13 protein-coding genes are annotated in these 15,910 nt (G+C 62.4%); 11 read left to right on the forward strand and 2 right to left on the reverse strand.

Annotated features, from left to right (window positions below; translation table 11 throughout):
• Positions 1-51: 51 nt before the first annotated feature.
• From EC919_RS26545 to EC919_RS26565, 5 genes are all read left to right on the forward strand, one after another.
• Complete coding sequence (locus EC919_RS26545) at positions 52-1,065, forward strand: 1-aminocyclopropane-1-carboxylate deaminase/D-cysteine desulfhydrase (RefSeq protein WP_133777297.1); 1,014 nt, start codon at positions 52-54, stop codon at positions 1,063-1,065.
• A gap of 15 nt (positions 1,066-1,080) precedes the next feature.
• The gene (locus EC919_RS26550) at positions 1,081-1,920 is read left to right on the forward strand and encodes a hypothetical protein (RefSeq protein ID WP_133777299.1); all 840 of its coding nucleotides are present in this window, start codon (positions 1,081-1,083) and stop codon (positions 1,918-1,920) included.
• A gap of 141 nt (positions 1,921-2,061) precedes the next feature.
• Complete coding sequence (locus EC919_RS26555; protein WP_133777301.1) at positions 2,062-3,402, forward strand: MFS transporter; 1,341 nt, start codon at positions 2,062-2,064, stop codon at positions 3,400-3,402.
• A 150-nt stretch (positions 3,403-3,552) separates the two neighbouring features.
• Positions 3,553-4,800: an MFS transporter gene (locus EC919_RS26560; protein ID WP_133777303.1), complete on the forward strand. Its 1,248-nt coding sequence runs from the start codon at positions 3,553-3,555 to the stop codon at positions 4,798-4,800.
• Positions 4,794-6,077, forward strand: a complete 1,284-nt coding sequence (locus EC919_RS26565; RefSeq protein ID WP_133777306.1) for an arsenic transporter — start codon at positions 4,794-4,796, stop codon at positions 6,075-6,077. The genes EC919_RS26560 and EC919_RS26565 overlap by 7 nt, the downstream gene beginning before the upstream one ends.
• On the opposite strand, the gene EC919_RS26570 is transcribed toward EC919_RS26565, so the two are convergent.
• Complete coding sequence (locus tag EC919_RS26570; RefSeq protein WP_133777308.1) at positions 6,040-7,026, reverse strand: DUF1853 family protein; 987 nt, start codon at positions 7,024-7,026, stop codon at positions 6,040-6,042. The two genes, EC919_RS26565 and EC919_RS26570, sit on opposite strands and share 38 nt — an antisense overlap.
• Before the next feature lie 514 nt (positions 7,027-7,540).
• Between EC919_RS26570 and EC919_RS26575 the strand changes: the two genes are divergently transcribed.
• From EC919_RS26575 to pepN, 6 genes are read left to right on the forward strand one after another with little or no spacing between them, the layout of a single operon-like run.
• Positions 7,541-8,431: an NAD(+) kinase gene (locus EC919_RS26575; RefSeq protein WP_133777310.1), complete on the forward strand. Its 891-nt coding sequence runs from the start codon at positions 7,541-7,543 to the stop codon at positions 8,429-8,431.
• Positions 8,431-9,402: a metallophosphoesterase gene (locus EC919_RS26580; RefSeq protein WP_133777312.1), complete on the forward strand. Its 972-nt coding sequence runs from the start codon at positions 8,431-8,433 to the stop codon at positions 9,400-9,402. The genes EC919_RS26575 and EC919_RS26580 overlap by 1 nt, the downstream gene beginning before the upstream one ends.
• Positions 9,399-10,271, forward strand: a complete 873-nt coding sequence (locus EC919_RS26585) for a rhomboid family intramembrane serine protease (RefSeq protein WP_133777314.1) — start codon at positions 9,399-9,401, stop codon at positions 10,269-10,271. Before EC919_RS26580 ends, EC919_RS26585 begins: the two co-directional genes overlap by 4 nt.
• A gap of 29 nt (positions 10,272-10,300) precedes the next feature.
• Positions 10,301-10,561: a YeaC family protein gene (locus EC919_RS26590; RefSeq protein WP_065986146.1), complete on the forward strand. Its 261-nt coding sequence runs from the start codon at positions 10,301-10,303 to the stop codon at positions 10,559-10,561.
• On the forward strand, positions 10,558-11,388 hold the full coding sequence (locus tag EC919_RS26595) for a DUF2797 domain-containing protein (protein WP_166650641.1): 831 nt from the start codon (positions 10,558-10,560) through the stop codon (positions 11,386-11,388). Before EC919_RS26590 ends, EC919_RS26595 begins: the two co-directional genes overlap by 4 nt.
• 29 nt (positions 11,389-11,417) lie before the next feature.
• Positions 11,418-14,114: an aminopeptidase N gene (pepN, locus tag EC919_RS26600; RefSeq protein WP_133777318.1), complete on the forward strand. Its 2,697-nt coding sequence runs from the start codon at positions 11,418-11,420 to the stop codon at positions 14,112-14,114.
• A gap of 239 nt (positions 14,115-14,353) precedes the next feature.
• On the opposite strand, the gene EC919_RS26605 is transcribed toward pepN, so the two are convergent.
• On the reverse strand, positions 14,354-15,817 hold the full coding sequence (locus tag EC919_RS26605; protein WP_133777321.1) for an aldehyde dehydrogenase family protein: 1,464 nt from the start codon (positions 15,815-15,817) through the stop codon (positions 14,354-14,356).
• Between the last annotated feature and the right edge of the window lie 93 nt (positions 15,818-15,910).

The following is a 15,910-nucleotide window of genomic DNA, read 5'->3' on the forward strand; positions in this document are numbered from 1 at the left end:
CCCGCGCGACGAGTGCTAGACTCCCGCACTGTCCATTGCCCGACCGATTTCATGTTCCCTCTCTCCTCACCACTCCCTCCCGCACCGCTGCAATTGCTCAATTTCGACTGGCTCCAGGCAGCCGGCGTGAAGGCGGCGATCCTGCGGCTGGACCTTGTCGACCCGCTGATCAGCGGCAATAAATGGTTCAAGCTCAAGCACCATCTGGCGGCGGCTGAACAGGCCGGGGCACAGGGCGTTATCAGCCTGGGCGGCGCGCATTCCAATCACCTGCATGCGCTGGCGGCGGCGGGCAAGCGCTTCGGTTTTACCACGGTCGGGCTGGTGCGCGGGCATAGAGTCGAGACGCCGACGGTGCTCGATATGCAGGCTTTCGGCATGGAGTTGCATTGGCTGGGTTACGCCGGTTATCGCGCGCGGCATGACGCGGATTTCTGGGTGCCGTGGCGCGAGCGCTATCCGCATCTGTTTCCGGTGGCTGAAGGCGGCGGTGGGCTCGACGGCGCTGAGGGCTGTGCTGAAATCGTCGAGCAGGCGCGCAGCCAGATGGGTCAATTGGGTTGGGAAGATTACGACGCCTGGTGGCTGGCGTGTGGCACCGGCACAACGTTGGCGGGGCTGGTGCTGGCGGAGGCGGGGCAGCATGCGGTGATTGGCGCCATGGCGGTGCCTGGGGATCATGGGGTGGCAGGTAACGTCGACGCATTGCTCCGGGAGGGTACGCGAACGTGTGAGAAATGGACTACGGCAATATCGGAATATGTGGACCCTGAAAAAAGCAGCTGTTTGAAGTCAAGGGTGCCTTATTCGTTGCTTGATGCATCCCGCGGCGCCTTTGCCAGGACTGATGCTCAGTTGCTCGACTTCATCCGTTGCTGCGAGCGCGAATCCGGAATCCCGTTCGAGCCCATCTACACCGGCAAGGCGCTGTTGGCGTTGAAGCAGTACGTACAGGAGGGGCGATTCGCGATCGGCACCCGGTTGATATTTATACATTCGGGCGGGCTGCAAGGCAGGCGCTCCAGTGACGAGGCCGCTGATCTTTGTGTGTCGTCACTCACGTAAAACAAGGGAGTTCCAATGCTGTTGAAGTTCATGGGTTATCTGCACGCCAAAAAAGTCAGGTTCGTTAAAAAGCGTCGGCGTCTTTCGCTCAAAGTAAGCTTGTATGACGCTGGCCTGCTCATTGCTGTGTTGTCACTTCTCGTCGCGGCGTACACCGGTGAGTTGGGAGCGGCGGCCCATAGCCTCATGGCGATGTCAGGTATCCCGCTGATTATTGCCCTGTGTATTGAGATCAACGGCTGGATCGGAGCCGTGGATCGATGGGCGAAGCGCTCTTTATATGGCAAAGCCCTGATGGCCGGGCTGTTGACCATGTCCGCTTCGGTGTCCGCCGGCTACGCTTCTACGCTGATCAATGAATTCTCGAAAACGGTGTCGAATCCCTTTCCGTATACCACCGCCTTTATTGCAGTACCCGCCACTGTCGTTGTGGCCGTTGCGTTTCTCACGCTGCTGTATATCAGTGTTGCCATTCGCGCTTTTGGCTACGGCGTGTGGTCTGCGCTGGTCAACAACCTTCTGTTTGTTGTGTTTTCAGGGCGTGCTTCGTTCAAGCGCTCGCGAGCGCGCTTAGGCCGGCGGGTGCAGCTCGAATTCGCACGGCTGATCGCCATGGCGATGTTGTTTCTGGTCATCACCTTCGCGTCGCCGTGGTTCGACAGGGCGCTACTGGGCGTGGCCGAGATTTTTGCGTACCGGTTGGAAACCTATGCCCAGGATGCGTGCGCCAAGCCTCGCGAACGCATTGTGCGCGTGGATGACGATGTGGTGCTCGTCGCTACGGCGGATAAATGGGATGTGAAATACGAACCAAGGTTGTGCCCACGGGCGTTTGGTCTGAAGGGGAGCAAATGACCCAATCCACGCACTGGCATGAATCCTGCGGCCCACAGCCTCCGACAGGTCGGTCCTGAGTACGTCGGCGACATTTCTGGAGTCAGGCGGGCAGGGCGCTGTGCCGATAATCGGATCTTTCCCACGCGCGCCGAGGTTTCCATGACCACTCCCGTCCTTGAGCAGGTTGATCCTGCCACCCTGAGAAAAGTCATCGTGGCGGCGGCCATTGGCAATTTCGTCGAATGGTTCGACTTCGCGGTGTACGGCGTTCTGGCCACGACCATCGCCCAGCAGTTCTTCCCCAGCGGCGATGCCAGCGCGGCGCTATTGAAAACCTTCGCAGTGTTCGCCGTGGCCTTCGCGTTTCGGCCGCTGGGCGGGGTGTTTTTCGGCATGCTGGGCGACCGCATCGGCCGCAAGCGCACGCTGGCGTTCACCATTCTGTTGATGGCCGGGGCGACGACGATCATCGGTCTGCTGCCGACTTACGCGGCCATCGGCGTTATCGCACCCATCCTGCTCACCCTCATCCGCTGCGCCCAGGGCTTTTCCGCCGGGGGTGAATACGCGGGCGCGTGCGCTTACTTGATGGAACACGCGCCACGCACGCAACGGGCGTGGTACGGCAGCTTCGTGCCGGTCTCGACCTTTTCGGCCTTCGCGGCAGCAGCGATCATCGCCTACGCGCTGGAAGCCTCTTTGAGCACCGACGCCATGGGCAGTTGGGGCTGGCGGCTGCCGTTTCTGATCGCCGCGCCGTTGGGGCTGGTCGGGCTGTACCTGCGCTGGAAACTGGACGAAACCCCCGCGTTTCAGGCGGTCAAGCAGGAACACGCAGTCGCCCATTCGCCGCTCAAGGAAACCCTGCGCAACCACGGCGCGGCGATTTGCTGCCTTGGCGCGTTCGTGTCGCTGACGGCGCTGTCGTTCTACATGTTCACCACCTATTTCGCGACGTACTTGCAGGTGGCGGGAGGGTTGAGTCGTGCGACCGCGCTGCTGGTGTCGTTGATCGCTTTGCTGTTCGCGGCGGCGATCTGTCCGGTGGCCGGGGCGTTTTCCGACAAAGTCGGGCGACGCAAGACGGTGCTCAGCACCTGTGTCCTGCTGATCGTGGTGGTGTATCCGTCGTTTCTGATGGCCAGCTCCGGTTCGTTTGTGGCGTCGATCGTCGGCGTGATGTTGCTGGCGATTGGCGCTGTCCTGTGCGGCGTGGTCACGGCGGCGTTGCTGTCGGAGACCTTTCCCACGCGTACCCGTTACACCGCTTCGGCGATCACCTACAACATGGCGTACACCATCTTCGGCGGAACGGCACCGCTGATGGCGACCTGGCTGATCGGCGCAACGGGCAGCAACCTGGCGCCGGCGTTTTACCTGATCGTGATCGCGCTGCTGGCGCTGGCGGGCGGGCTGGCCTTGCCGGAGACGTCAAAAGTGTCGTTGCATGAGGTGGAAGGCTCGTTGACAGCGCGGGGGAGATTGCAGACGGCGATTTGACGAAGGTTCTTCCTTCACGCCACCCACTCACAAATCCGCAACAAAACATGGCAGCGGCGCCCCAAAAAATGGCACATTGGCGACCCCTTGTGCCGCTGACATGTTCTGTAACGAGTCCGACGGCGCGTCAACGTTCGATGGATGGACCCGATGGCCGTTACCAGCTCTGCAACCGTGCCCGCGACCGATACCCAACCCGTTCCCGCTTCTCAATCAACGCAACCAACGCAATCAAGCCCCTTGGTCATGCGCATCATTGGTGCAGTGGCCTTGGCGCACCTGCTCAATGACCTGATCCAGTCGATCCTCCCCTCGATCTATCCCATGCTGAAGGCCTCGTACGGCCTGAGTTTTACCCAGGTGGGGCTGATCACGCTGACGTTCCAGGTCACGGCGTCGTTGCTGCAGCCCTGGGTCGGCTATTACACCGATCGCCATCCCAACCCCTTGGTGCTGCCGGTCGGTTCGCTGTGCATTCTCGCCGGCGTGATAATGCTCGCGACCGTAGGCAGTTTCCCGCTGATCCTGCTCGCCGCAGGGTTGATCGGCATTGGCTCGTCGACCTTTCACCCCGAAGCCTCGCGCATTGCCCGGCTGGCCTCAGGCGGGCGCTTCGGTCTGGCGCAATCGACCTTTCAGGTGGGCGGCAACAGTGGATCGGCCATCGGCCCGCTGCTGGCGGCGGCAATCATCATCCCCTTCGGTCAGGGCCATATCGCCTGGTTCGTGCTGGTGGCGCTGTTTTCCGTGGGCCTCTTGTACGCCATCAGTCGCTGGTACAAGGCGCATTTGGCGCTGTTCAAAATCAAGGCCGGCCAGGCGGCGACCCACGGGCTGTCGAAACGTCGGGTCACCGGCGCGCTGGTGGTGCTGGCAATGCTGGTGTTCTCCAAGTATTTCTACATGGCCAGCTTCACCAGCTACTTCACGTTTTACCTGATCGACAAATTCCAGCTCTCGGTCGCCAGCTCGCAGTTGCACTTGTTCATGTTCCTGGCGGCGGTGGCGGCGGGCACATTCTTCGGCGGGCCGATCGGTGATCGCATCGGCCGCAAGGCGGTGATCTGGTTCTCGATTCTGGGCGTGGCGCCGTTCACCATCGCGCTGCCTTACGCCGACCTGTTCTGGACCAGTGTCCTCAGCGTGATCATCGGTTTCATTCTGGCCTCGGCGTTTTCGGCCATTGTCGTCTACGCCCAGGAACTGGTGCCGGGCAACGTCGGCATGATCGCCGGGATCTTCTTCGGCCTGATGTTCGGCTTCGGCGGCATCGGCGCGGCATTATTGGGTCACCTCGCGGATCTTCACGGCATCGTTTATGTCTACACGCTGTGCTCCTACCTGCCGCTGTTGGGCATTCTCGCCATCCTGCTTCCGAGAACTTCAAAAAGATGTTGATAGCCGTCGCGATTTTTCTGGTCACCATCACCTTGGTGATCTGGCAACCCAAAGGCCTTGGTGTCGGCTGGAGTGCAACCTTTGGCGCCGTGCTCGCGCTGCTTTTCGGGGTGGTGCACCTGAGTGACATCCCCCAGGTCTGGCACATCATCTGGAACGCCACCGGCACCTTCACCGCGCTGATCATCATCAGCCTGCTGCTCGACGAAGCCGGTTTCTTCAACTGGGCCGCGCTGCACGTGGCGCGTTGGGGCAACGGCAAGGGCCGGCGGCTGTTCGCGTTTATCGTGCTGCTCGGTGCGTTGGTGTCGGCGCTGTTCGCCAACGACGGCGCGGCGCTGATCCTCACGCCCATTGTCATGTCGATGCTGCTGGCGCTGCGCTTTTCGCCGGCGACCACCCTGGCCTTCGTGATGGCGGCAGGGTTCATCGCCGACACCGCGAGCCTGCCGCTGGTGGTCTCCAACCTGGTCAACATCGTGTCTGCCGACTACTTCGGCATCGGTTTCAACCGCTACGCCTCGGTGATGGTGCCGGTGAATCTGGTCAGCGTGGCGGCGACGCTGGCGGTGCTGATGCTGTTCTTTCGCCGCGATATCCCGGAAACCTTCGACGCCTCGCAACTGGCCGAGCCGTCTTCGGCCATCAAGGACCGCGCGACCTTCATGACCGGTTGGTGGGTGCTGGGGATCTTGCTGGTGGGCTGCTTTGCCCTGGAACCGCTGGGGATTCCCATCAGCGCGATCTCCGCCGTGTGCGCCGCGATCTTGCTGGGCATCGCCGCCAAGGGCCACCGCATTTCCACGCGCAAGGTACTGAAAGACGCGCCGTGGCAGATCGTGATTTTCTCCTTGGGCATGTACCTGGTGGTGTACGGCCTGCGCAATCAGGGCCTGACCGATTACTTGGCGACCTGGCTCGATCGTTTTGCCGAACATGGTTTGTGGGGCGCGGCGATGGGCACGGGCGTGCTGACGGCGCTGCTGTCGTCAGTGATGAACAACCTGCCGACGGTGCTGATCGGCCTGTTGTCCATTGATGCAAGCCACGCCCACGGCGTGCTCCAGGAAGCGATGATTTACGCCAACGTCATCGGCAGCGACCTCGGCCCGAAAATCACCCCGATCGGCAGCCTCGCGACCTTGTTGTGGCTGCATGTGCTGGCGAAGAAGGGCGTGACCATCGGTTGGGGCTATTACTTCCGCGTCGGCATCGTGCTGACGGTGCCGGTGCTGTTGATTACCCTCGCGGCGCTGGTGCTTCGACTGAGCCTGTAACCCGGCGCGTGTCTGGCAGGTTCGGCCACAGGTCCGACACCAGAAACAGCCGCTCGGCCTCTTCCCAGTGGCCGTCGACGTGGCGCATCAGGCGCACCAGCAGTTGCGCCGGCGCCAGCGGGTCGAGGGCGTCCAGCCAGTCCTGAAACTGGCGCGGTGTCCAGGCCTCCTCGCAGCGCGCCGGCGCCAGCCAGGCCGGACGCGGCAGTAATTGCCAGCGGCCTTCCAGCGTTTGTTCAGCGTAGCCCGGCCAGTCTTTTTGGTGCAGCCACTTTCCCCGCAAATGCTCAGGGTGGGCACCTAGGGGCGAAGCTGCGGTGCTGGGCCACGGATAAAACAGATAACCGCCCAACCAAAGCGAAGCGCTGAAGGTGTTCACACCGCGTTCGGCAAGCATCGCTGCGCTTTCCGGGCGCGCCGACATGGGCAACTGATGCTGGTTCAAGTGGGCGAGCTTCAAGTCCAGGCGGTCGAGGGAACCGGGACCCAGCCAGTGGGCCGGATCTTTGCCGTCCTGATCCTGCTGCCCAAGGTAGAGCTTGATCGCCAGTTCGACATGGTGAACGCCGTCATTATCCCGCAGCAGAAGGTCCAGCTCGCCCAGCGTACGACCGTCACCCTGAATGGGCAGATTCGCCGCGAGCAGCTCGACGCCGGGCGCGTGCTGGATTGCGAATTGCCAGAGCCGCTCGTAATACAGCCCCAGCCGGCGCGTCGAGCTTCTCGCCAGCCAGTCGCTGAGTGCGCTGTCGTCTTGGTCCAGCTGCTTTAAAAAAGCTTCCAGCGCTTCAGGGTGCTGCACCCAGTTGCTGCCGCTAAGGGGGTGACGTTGAGGCCACTGGGTCTCAGCTAGCAGGGGAGGCGACAAGATCACCCACGCCAGGTCACGCACGGTGGGCGTACGAAGCTGACGGGGCAGGGCGCTCAGGGTCGGGAACGGGGTATTCATCGGGGCAGGATAGCGGGTGATAGGCGCTTGCGGCCACCTGATCGTCAGCGCCGTCGATGCCCACACCCACCGTCCGTTTGACGCGGATCCTGCAGATTCTGCGTCCGCCGAATCTCATGACCCCTGCCGAGATCCACTGTAGGAGCGCGCTTGCCCGCGAAGACGTCGGCAGGTTCGGCACAGATGACAGCTGACACACCGCATTCGCGGGCAAGGTGGAGCGCCACCCCGGTCGCTCCTACAGGTTTTGTGTCCGACGCCAATGGCGTGTTTGACGCGAGTGCGCTGTAGGAGCCGGCTTGCTGGCGAACGCGGTTGATCAGCACCCAATGCGCCGACTGGCACACTGCATTCGCCAGCAAGCCGGCTCCCACGTGAATTAACCGCAAGAGGATCACTCATTCGCATACCCGAAGCGGGTGTGGACGAGGTGCAAATGGCGGCGCATTTGCCGCACCCGACCCCTTCGCCCCATAATCGCGTTCTTTACACGCATCACGCCTGCGGGAGCCCCATGGAGCAATTTCGAAATATCGGCATTATTGGCCGCCTGGGCAGTACCCAGGTGGTGGAGACCGTTCGCCGACTCAAGAAATTCCTGATATCGCGGCACCTGCATGTGATCCTCGAAGACGCCATCGCCGAGGTCCTGCCGGGGCATGGTCTGCAGACCTCCACGCGCAAGATGCTCGGCGAAGTCTGCGACATGGTCATCGTCGTTGGCGGCGATGGCAGTCTGCTCGGCGCTGCCCGTGCGCTGGCCAAGCACAACGTGCCGGTGCTGGGCATCAACCGCGGCAGCCTGGGCTTCCTGACCGATATCCGCCCCGACGAGCTGGAAGTCAAAGTCGCCGAAGTCCTCGACGGCCACTATCTGGTGGAAAACCGCTTCCTGCTGCAGGCCGAAGTGCGCCGTCACGGTGAAGCGATCGGACAGGGCGACGCGCTCAACGACGTCGTGCTGCACCCCGGCAAATCCACGCGGATGATCGAGTTCGAAATCTACATCGACGGCCAGTTCGTCTGCAGCCAGAAGGCCGACGGCCTGATCGTCGCCACGCCGACCGGCTCCACGGCCTATGCACTGTCGGCGGGCGGCCCGATCATGCACCCCAAACTCGACGCCATCGTCATCGTGCCGATGTACCCGCACACGCTGTCCGGCCGGCCGATTGTCGTGGACGGAAACAGTGAGCTGAAAATCGTTGTCTCAAAGGACATGACGATCTATCCACAGGTTTCCTGCGATGGCCAGAACCACTTCACCTGCGCGCCGGGTGACACCGTGACCGTGAAAAAGAAGCCGCAGAAGCTGCGACTCATTCACCCCCTCGATCACAACTACTACGAAGTCTGCCGGACCAAACTCGGTTGGGGCAGTCGGCTTGGCGGCGGGAGCGACTGATGCTCGATCCCGCGCGTGGCTACGATCTGATCGGTGACGTGCATGGTTGTGCCCAGACCCTTGAGCACTTGCTCGACACCCTTGGTTACCGCTTTCAGGCCGGCGTCTGGCGCCACCCTGAACGCATCGCCGTGTTCCTCGGCGACATCATCGACCGCGGCCCGCGCATTCGCGAAGCGCTGCACATCGTCCGTGACATGGTCGAGGCCGGCCAGGCGTTCTGCATCATGGGCAACCATGAATTCAACGCGCTGGGCTGGAGCACGCCGGCGCCGCCCGAGAGCGGCCATGAGTGGGTGCGCGAACACACGCCGCGCCATGCCCGTCTGCTGGGCGAAACGCTGGCGCAGTTCGAGCAGCATCCCGGTGACTGGAACGACTTTCTCAAATGGTTCTACCAACTGCCGCTGTTCATCGACGCCGAGCGCTTCCGTGTGGTCCACGCCTGTTGGGATGCCAGCCTGATCGAGCCGTTGCGCAGCGTTCATGGCGACGGTCGCATCGACCAGGCCTTCGTACAGGCGTCGGCCGAGCCGGGCAGTTTTGCCAGCGCGGTGTTTGATCGCCTGCTGCGCGGCACCGACATGCGCCTGCCCCACGGCATGACCCTGACTGGCGGCGATGGCCTGACTCGCGCCTCGTTCCGCACCAAGTTCTGGGAAGACGACCCGCAGACCTATGGCGACGTGGTGTTTCAGCCAGACGCGCTGCCGGAACCGGTGGCGCGGCGGCCGCTGTCCCCCAGCGAGAAAAACGCGCTGTTGCGGTACGGCGCCAATGAACCGCTGTTATTCGTCGGTCACTACTGGCGCAGCGGCATTCCCGCCCCGATCCGCCCCAATCTGGCCTGCCTGGATTACAGCGCCGTGCTCTACGGCAAGCTGGTCGCCTACCGGCTGGATCAGGAAACCCAAATTGACCCTGAGAAGTTCGTCTGGGTCGACGTCACCCGACCGGAGATAGGTCAATGAGTCCGGTTGCTGTCTTACGCCTGCCGCTTCAAACCGACCTGAGCGGTTTTGTCGAGTTGCTCCGGCGCCTGAACGTCCCTCACCGGGTCAGCGAGGAGGCCGGCGAGCAAGTATTGTGGGTGCCAAATGCGCCGCAACTGGCCGATGACATCCGCCAGCTGTATCAGCAATACCCGGAAGGCGACCCTACGGCGCAATTGCCGCCGGGCCGCGAAGTGGTTGCAGTGAGCCGGCCAAGTCCGCTGGTCCAGGTGCGCAACAGTCCGGTGACCAGCGTGATCTTGCTGCTGTGCCTGATCGTCGCCGGCGTCACCCTGCTGGGCGATAACTTCGAGGCGCTGAGCTGGCTGACCTTCAACGACTTCCGCATCAACGGCGAGTACATCAGCTTTCTGCCGGTTGAAACGTCCCTGGCGGCGGGGCAGTGGTGGCGGGTCGTCACGCCGATGCTGATTCACTTCGGTCTGCTGCACCTGGTGATGAACGCGCTGTGGTTCTGGGAGCTGGGGCGGCGCATCGAAATGCGCCAGGGCCGCTGGCAACTGCTCGGGCTGACCCTGGCCTTCAGTGCGTTTTCCAACTACGCCCAGTATGTCTGGAGCGGCCCGAGCCTGTTCGGCGGGCTGTCCGGCGTACTGTATGGCTTGCTTGGTCATTGCTGGATCTTTCAATTGCTCGCCCCCAACCCCATGTATCGTTTACCACGCGGTGTGCTGGGGATGATGCTGATCTGGCTGGTGGTGTGCCTGTCTGGCGTCGTCGGTGTGCTGGGGTTTGGCGAAATCGCCAACGGCGCCCACGTCGGCGGACTGATCATCGGTTGTGCTACAGGTCTTGTGGGCGGTGCACTGGCCCGCCGCAGACATTAAAATCGCCCGCTTAATTCTGGGAGAACCCAATGTCCTCTTTTGTCGAAATGATCGAAAACATCACCCCCGACGTCTACGAAAGCCTGAAGCTGGCGGTGGAAATCGGCAAATGGTCCGACGGCCGCAAGCTGACCCAGGAACAACGTGAGCTGTCGCTCCAGGCGCTGATTGCCTGGGAAGTGCGCAACGTGCCCGAAGAACAGCGCATCGGTTACATGGGCCCGCAAGAGTGCGCGTCGAAGTCGGCGCCGGTGCCCAATATCCTGTTCAAATCGGACTCCATTCATTGATTGAAATCGGCAGAGGCTCCGTCAACAAAATGTCCGCGCGGCTTGAAGCCTCGCGGGTGGAATACTCGTTCCGGCTGGGGGATTCACAGATCCCGGTCAACCCGCTGATCGGCAAGACCGTGCGCCTGGAATTTCTGGGTGCGATTCATTGCAGCCATTGCGGCAAGCGCACCAAAACCAGCTACAGCCAGGGTTATTGCTACCCGTGCATGCTCAAGCTGGCGCAGTGCGACCTGTGCATTATGAGCCCCGAGCGCTGCCATCACGAGCATGGCACCTGCCGCGATCCGGCGTGGGGCGAGCAGTTCTGCATGACCGACCACGTGGTCTATCTGGCCAACTCGTCGGGCGTGAAAGTCGGCATCACCCGCGCCACCCAGCTGCCAACGCGTTGGCTCGATCAAGGCGCCAGCCAGGCACTGCCGATCGTGCGCTGCGCTACGCGCCAGCAATCCGGTTTCGTGGAAGACCTGTTCCGCAGTCAGGTGGCCGACCGCACCAACTGGCGCGCGCTGCTCAAGGGTGACGCGCCGGCGGTTGACCTGGCCGCGATTCGTCAGCAACTGTTCGAGTCCTGCGCCGAAGGCCTGATCGCGCTGCAAATGCGCTTTGGCTTGCAGGCCATTCAGGTGATGAACGATGTCGAGCCCATCGAGATCCGATACCCGGTTGAGGCGTATCCGACCAAGATCGTCAGCTTCAATCTGGACAAGGATCCGATCGCCGAAGGCACCCTGTTGGGCGTCAAAGGGCAGTACCTGATCTTCGACACCGGTGTGATCAATATTCGCAAATACACGGCGTATCAACTCGCCGTGCATCAGTAGCCCGTATTAGCAGAAGAAGGGACCACAGCATGCGCACCGACCAGCCGAAAATGATTTACCTGAAGGATTACCAGGCGCCTGAGTACCTCATTGACGAGACCCACCTGACGTTCGAATTGTTCGACGACCACTCGCTGGTCCACGCCCAGTTGGTGATGCGCCGCAACCCGGACCGCGCCGCACTTGCTCAGGGCGCAGCCTTGCCACCGCTGGAACTCGACGGCCAGCAGCTTGAGCTGCTGTCGGTGAAACTGGCGGATGTCGATCTGTCCGAGGGCGACCTTGCACAGAACGGCTATCGGCTGACGTCCGACAGCCTGACCGTGCAGCCGACGTCCGAGACCTTCACCCTCGACACCACCGTGAAGATCCACCCGGAAACCAACACCGCCCTGGAAGGCCTGTACAAATCCAGCGGCATGTTCTGCACCCAGTGCGAGGCCGAGGGTTTCCGCAAGATCACCTACTACCTCGACCGTCCGGACGTGATGAGTAAATTCACCACGACCGTCAGCGCCAACAAGCAGGCCTTCCCGATCCTGCTGTCCAACGGCAACCTGATCGCCGCCGGCCCGTCCGAGGACGGCGACCGCCATTGGGCAACGTGGGAAGACCCGTTCAAGAAGCCGGCCTACCTGTTCGCGCTGGTGGCCGGAGACTTGTGGTGCATCGAAGACACCTTCGTCACCATGAGCCAGCGCAACGTCACGCTGCGCATCTTCGTCGAGCCGGAAAACGTCGACAAATGCCAGCACGCCATGGACAGCCTGAAGAAGTCCATGCGCTGGGACGAAGAGGTCTACGGCCGCGAATACGATCTGGACATCTTCATGATCGTCGCTGTCAACGACTTCAACATGGGCGCCATGGAGAACAAGGGCCTCAACATCTTCAACTCCAGCGCCGTGCTGGCGCGCGCCGAAACCGCCACCGACGCCGCCCACCAGCGCGTCGAAGCCATCGTCGCCCACGAGTATTTCCACAACTGGACCGGCAACCGCGTCACCTGCCGCGACTGGTTCCAGTTGTCGCTGAAAGAAGGCTTCACGGTGTTCCGTGATTCCGGCTTCTCAGCCGACATGAACTCGGCCACGGTCAAGCGCATCCAGGACGTCGCCTACCTGCGCACCCACCAGTTCGCAGAAGACGCCGGCCCCATGGCCCACGCCGTGCGCCCTGACAGCTTCATCGAGATATCCAACTTCTACACCCTGACCGTGTACGAAAAGGGTTCGGAAGTGGTCGGTATGATCCACACGCTGCTGGGGGCCGAAGGCTTCCGCAAGGGCAGTGATCTGTACTTCGAGCGCCACGACGGCCAGGCCGTGACCTGTGACGACTTCGTCAAGGCCATGGAAGACGCCAACGGTGTCGACTTCACGCAGTTCAAGCGCTGGTACTCCCAGGCCGGCACGCCGCGCCTTGTGGTCAGCGAGTCCTACGACGCTGCCGCGAAGACCTACAGCCTGACCTTCCGCCAGAGCACGCCGACCACGCCGGGCCAGCCGGGGGATCAGAAGCTGCCGTTCGTGATTCCGGTCGCCATGGGCCTACTGGACGCCCAGGGTCAGGAACTGCCGCTGCGCCTGCACGGCGAGGCCCCGGCGGTGAACACGTCCCGCGTGCTGTCGGTGATCGAAGCCGAGCAGACCTTCACCTTCATCGACATTGCCGAGCAGCCGCTGCCTTCGCTGCTGCGCGGCTTCTCGGCGCCGGTGAAACTGAGCTTCCCGTACAACCGCGATCAGCTGATGTTCCTCATGCAGCACGACAGCGACGGCTTCAATCGCTGGGATGCTGGTCAGCAACTGTCCGTTCAAGTGCTGCAGGACCTCATCGCCCAGCACCAGAAGGGCAAGCCGCTGGTCATGGATCAGCGTCTTATTACCGCGCTGCACACCGTGCTCACCGACGAAAGCCTGGACCAGGCCATGGTCGCGGAAATGCTCTCGCTGCCGGGCGAGGCGTATCTGATCGAAATCAGCGAAGTGGCTGACGTCGATGCGATCCACACCGCGCGGGAGTTTGCCCGTCAGCAATTGGCCGACAACCTCAGCGACGCGTTGTGGCAGCGTTATCAGACTAACCGCGAGCTGTCGAAGCAGACACCGTATGTGGCCGCGTCCGAGCACTTCGCTCGCCGTGCGTTGCAGAACATCTCGCTGTCGTACCTGATGCTGACCGGCAAGCCGGAAGTCCTGGCCGCCGCCATCGATCAGTTCGACACCGCCGACAACATGACCGAGCGCCTGACCGCGCTGGCCGTGCTGGTGAATTCGCCGTTCGACGCCGAGAAGGCCAAGGCGCTGGAAGTGTTCGCGGAAAACTTCAAGGACAACGCGCTGGTCATGGATCAGTGGTTCAGCGTGCAGGCCGGGAGCACCTTGCCGGGCGGGCTGGAGCGTGTGAAAGCGCTGATGCAGCACCCGGCGTTCACGATGAAGAACCCGAACAAGGTGCGTGCCCTGATCGGCGCCTTTGCCGGGCAGAACCTGATCAACTTCCATGCGGCGGATGGTTCGGGCTATCGCTTCCTGGCCGATCTGGTCATCGAACTGAACGGCTTCAACCCGCAGATCGCCTCCCGCCAACTGGCGCCACTGACCCGCTGGCGCAAATACGACAGCGCCCGCCAGGCGCTGATGAAAGCGGAACTGGAGCGCATCCTCGCCTCCGGCCCGCTGTCGCCGGACGTGTATGAAGTGGTGAGCAAAAGCCTGGCGTAAGTCGGGCGGATGTTGAAAAGGGCTGTCCGTTTGCGCGGACGGCCCTTTTTTTGTGGGTGCTGATTGATGGTTTTAGCGGCTTCGGATGCTGTCTTGCACGCGATACCTTGGTAGGACTGGCTTTAGCCGGAAAGAGGCCGGTTTGTGCGCCATCCATTTTGCGGTGTAACGAATGACGCCTTCCCGGCTGAAGCCGGTCCCACAAGTCGAGCCGTCCAATGATTCCGGCGAGCGGGCGATCAGGCGTTGAAGCCAATAATCGCCTTGGTCTCCAGATATTCTTCAAAGCCCTGCACGCCGTATTCCCGACCATTGCCCGAGCGCTTGTAGCCGCCGAAGGGCGCCAAGGGGTCCCACGCCGGATGGTTCAGATGCACTTGTCCGGCACGGATGCGTGAGGCAACGGCGCGGCCCAGTTCGAGGTCCCGCGCCTGCACGTGGGCGCCCAGGCCATAGACCGTGTCGTTGGCGATGGCCACGGCTTCGTCGATCGTGTCGTAGGCCAGGATGCACAGCACCGGGCCGAAGATTTCTTCCTGAGCGATGCGCATCGCCGAGTCGACTTCGGAAAACACTGTGGGCCGGGTGTAGAAGCCTTTTTCAAAACCCGGCACACGGCCCGGGCCGCCGCACAGCAGCTTTGCTCCTTCACTGATGCCAGTCTGGATCATGGCCTGGACGCGGCTGAACTGGGCTTCGTTGGCAATCGGCCCGAGTTGGGTTTCAGGGGATTGCGGATCGCCGACGATCAACGCGTTGGCGGTGTCGGCGGCCAGCGCTTCGACTTCGGCGAGGCGGGCGCGGGGCACGATCATGCGGGTCGGTGCGCTGCACGACTGGCCGACGTTGCGCAAGGCCGACATCACCCCCATCGGCACGACCTTGGCGAAGTCGGCGTCAGGCAGCATGACGTTCGGCGACTTGCCGCCCAGCTCCTGGGTCACCCGTTTCACCGTCACCGCCGCCGCTTGCGCAACGAGAGCGCCGGCACGGTTTGAACCGGTGATGGAAATCATGTCGATGTCAGGGTGCGCGGCGATGGCGGCGCCGACGTCCTGGCCGCTGCCGTTGACCAGATTGAACACGCCGGGCGGCAGGCCGGCGTCGTGGACCAGTTGGGCGAACAGCAGGGCGCTCAACGGCGACAGCTCGCTGGGTTTCAGGACCACGGTGCAACCGGCGGCGAGGGCCGGCGCGACTTTGGCGGTGATTTGGTACAGCGGCCAGTTCCACGGCGTGATGAGGCCGCAGACGCCGATGGCTTCGCGCTGAATGGCGGTGGTGCCTTCAACGGTCTGGAAGCGGTAGGTGGACAGCAGATCGCGGGCGACCCGCACATGTTCGGCGGCCAGCGGCACCTGCATGGCGCGGGAGAAACTGATGGCGGCGCCCATTTCCAGTGACAGGACCTGGGCGAGCGTTTCTTTGCGTTCAAGGATCAGCGCGTGGATGTTTCCCAGGATCGCTGCACGTTCTTTGACCGGCGTTGCCGACCAGCCAGGGAAGGCAGCACGGGCTGCGGCCACGGCCCGATCAACGTCCTCGGCCGAACCCCGCGCGACCTCGGCCACAACCTCTTCAGTGGCGGGATTGACCACCGACAGAAGGGCCGGAACAGCAGGGGAGATCCACTCGCCGTTGATGTAGAAATGCCCGGCGTTGTGCAGCTCGATGCCGTGGGTATTTGAAGAGTGTGAGGTCATCCAGCTAGCTCCCTGGAGCGGTGATAAGGGCTGCGAACAGCGAGTCCCGACGTCTCGATACGCTAACAAACCGGCCCCGGCGAAAGATGCCGT

It is taken from the genome of Pseudomonas graminis (assembly GCF_004364335.1).
GTDB classification, from domain to species: domain Bacteria; phylum Pseudomonadota; class Gammaproteobacteria; order Pseudomonadales; family Pseudomonadaceae; genus Aquipseudomonas; species Aquipseudomonas graminis_D.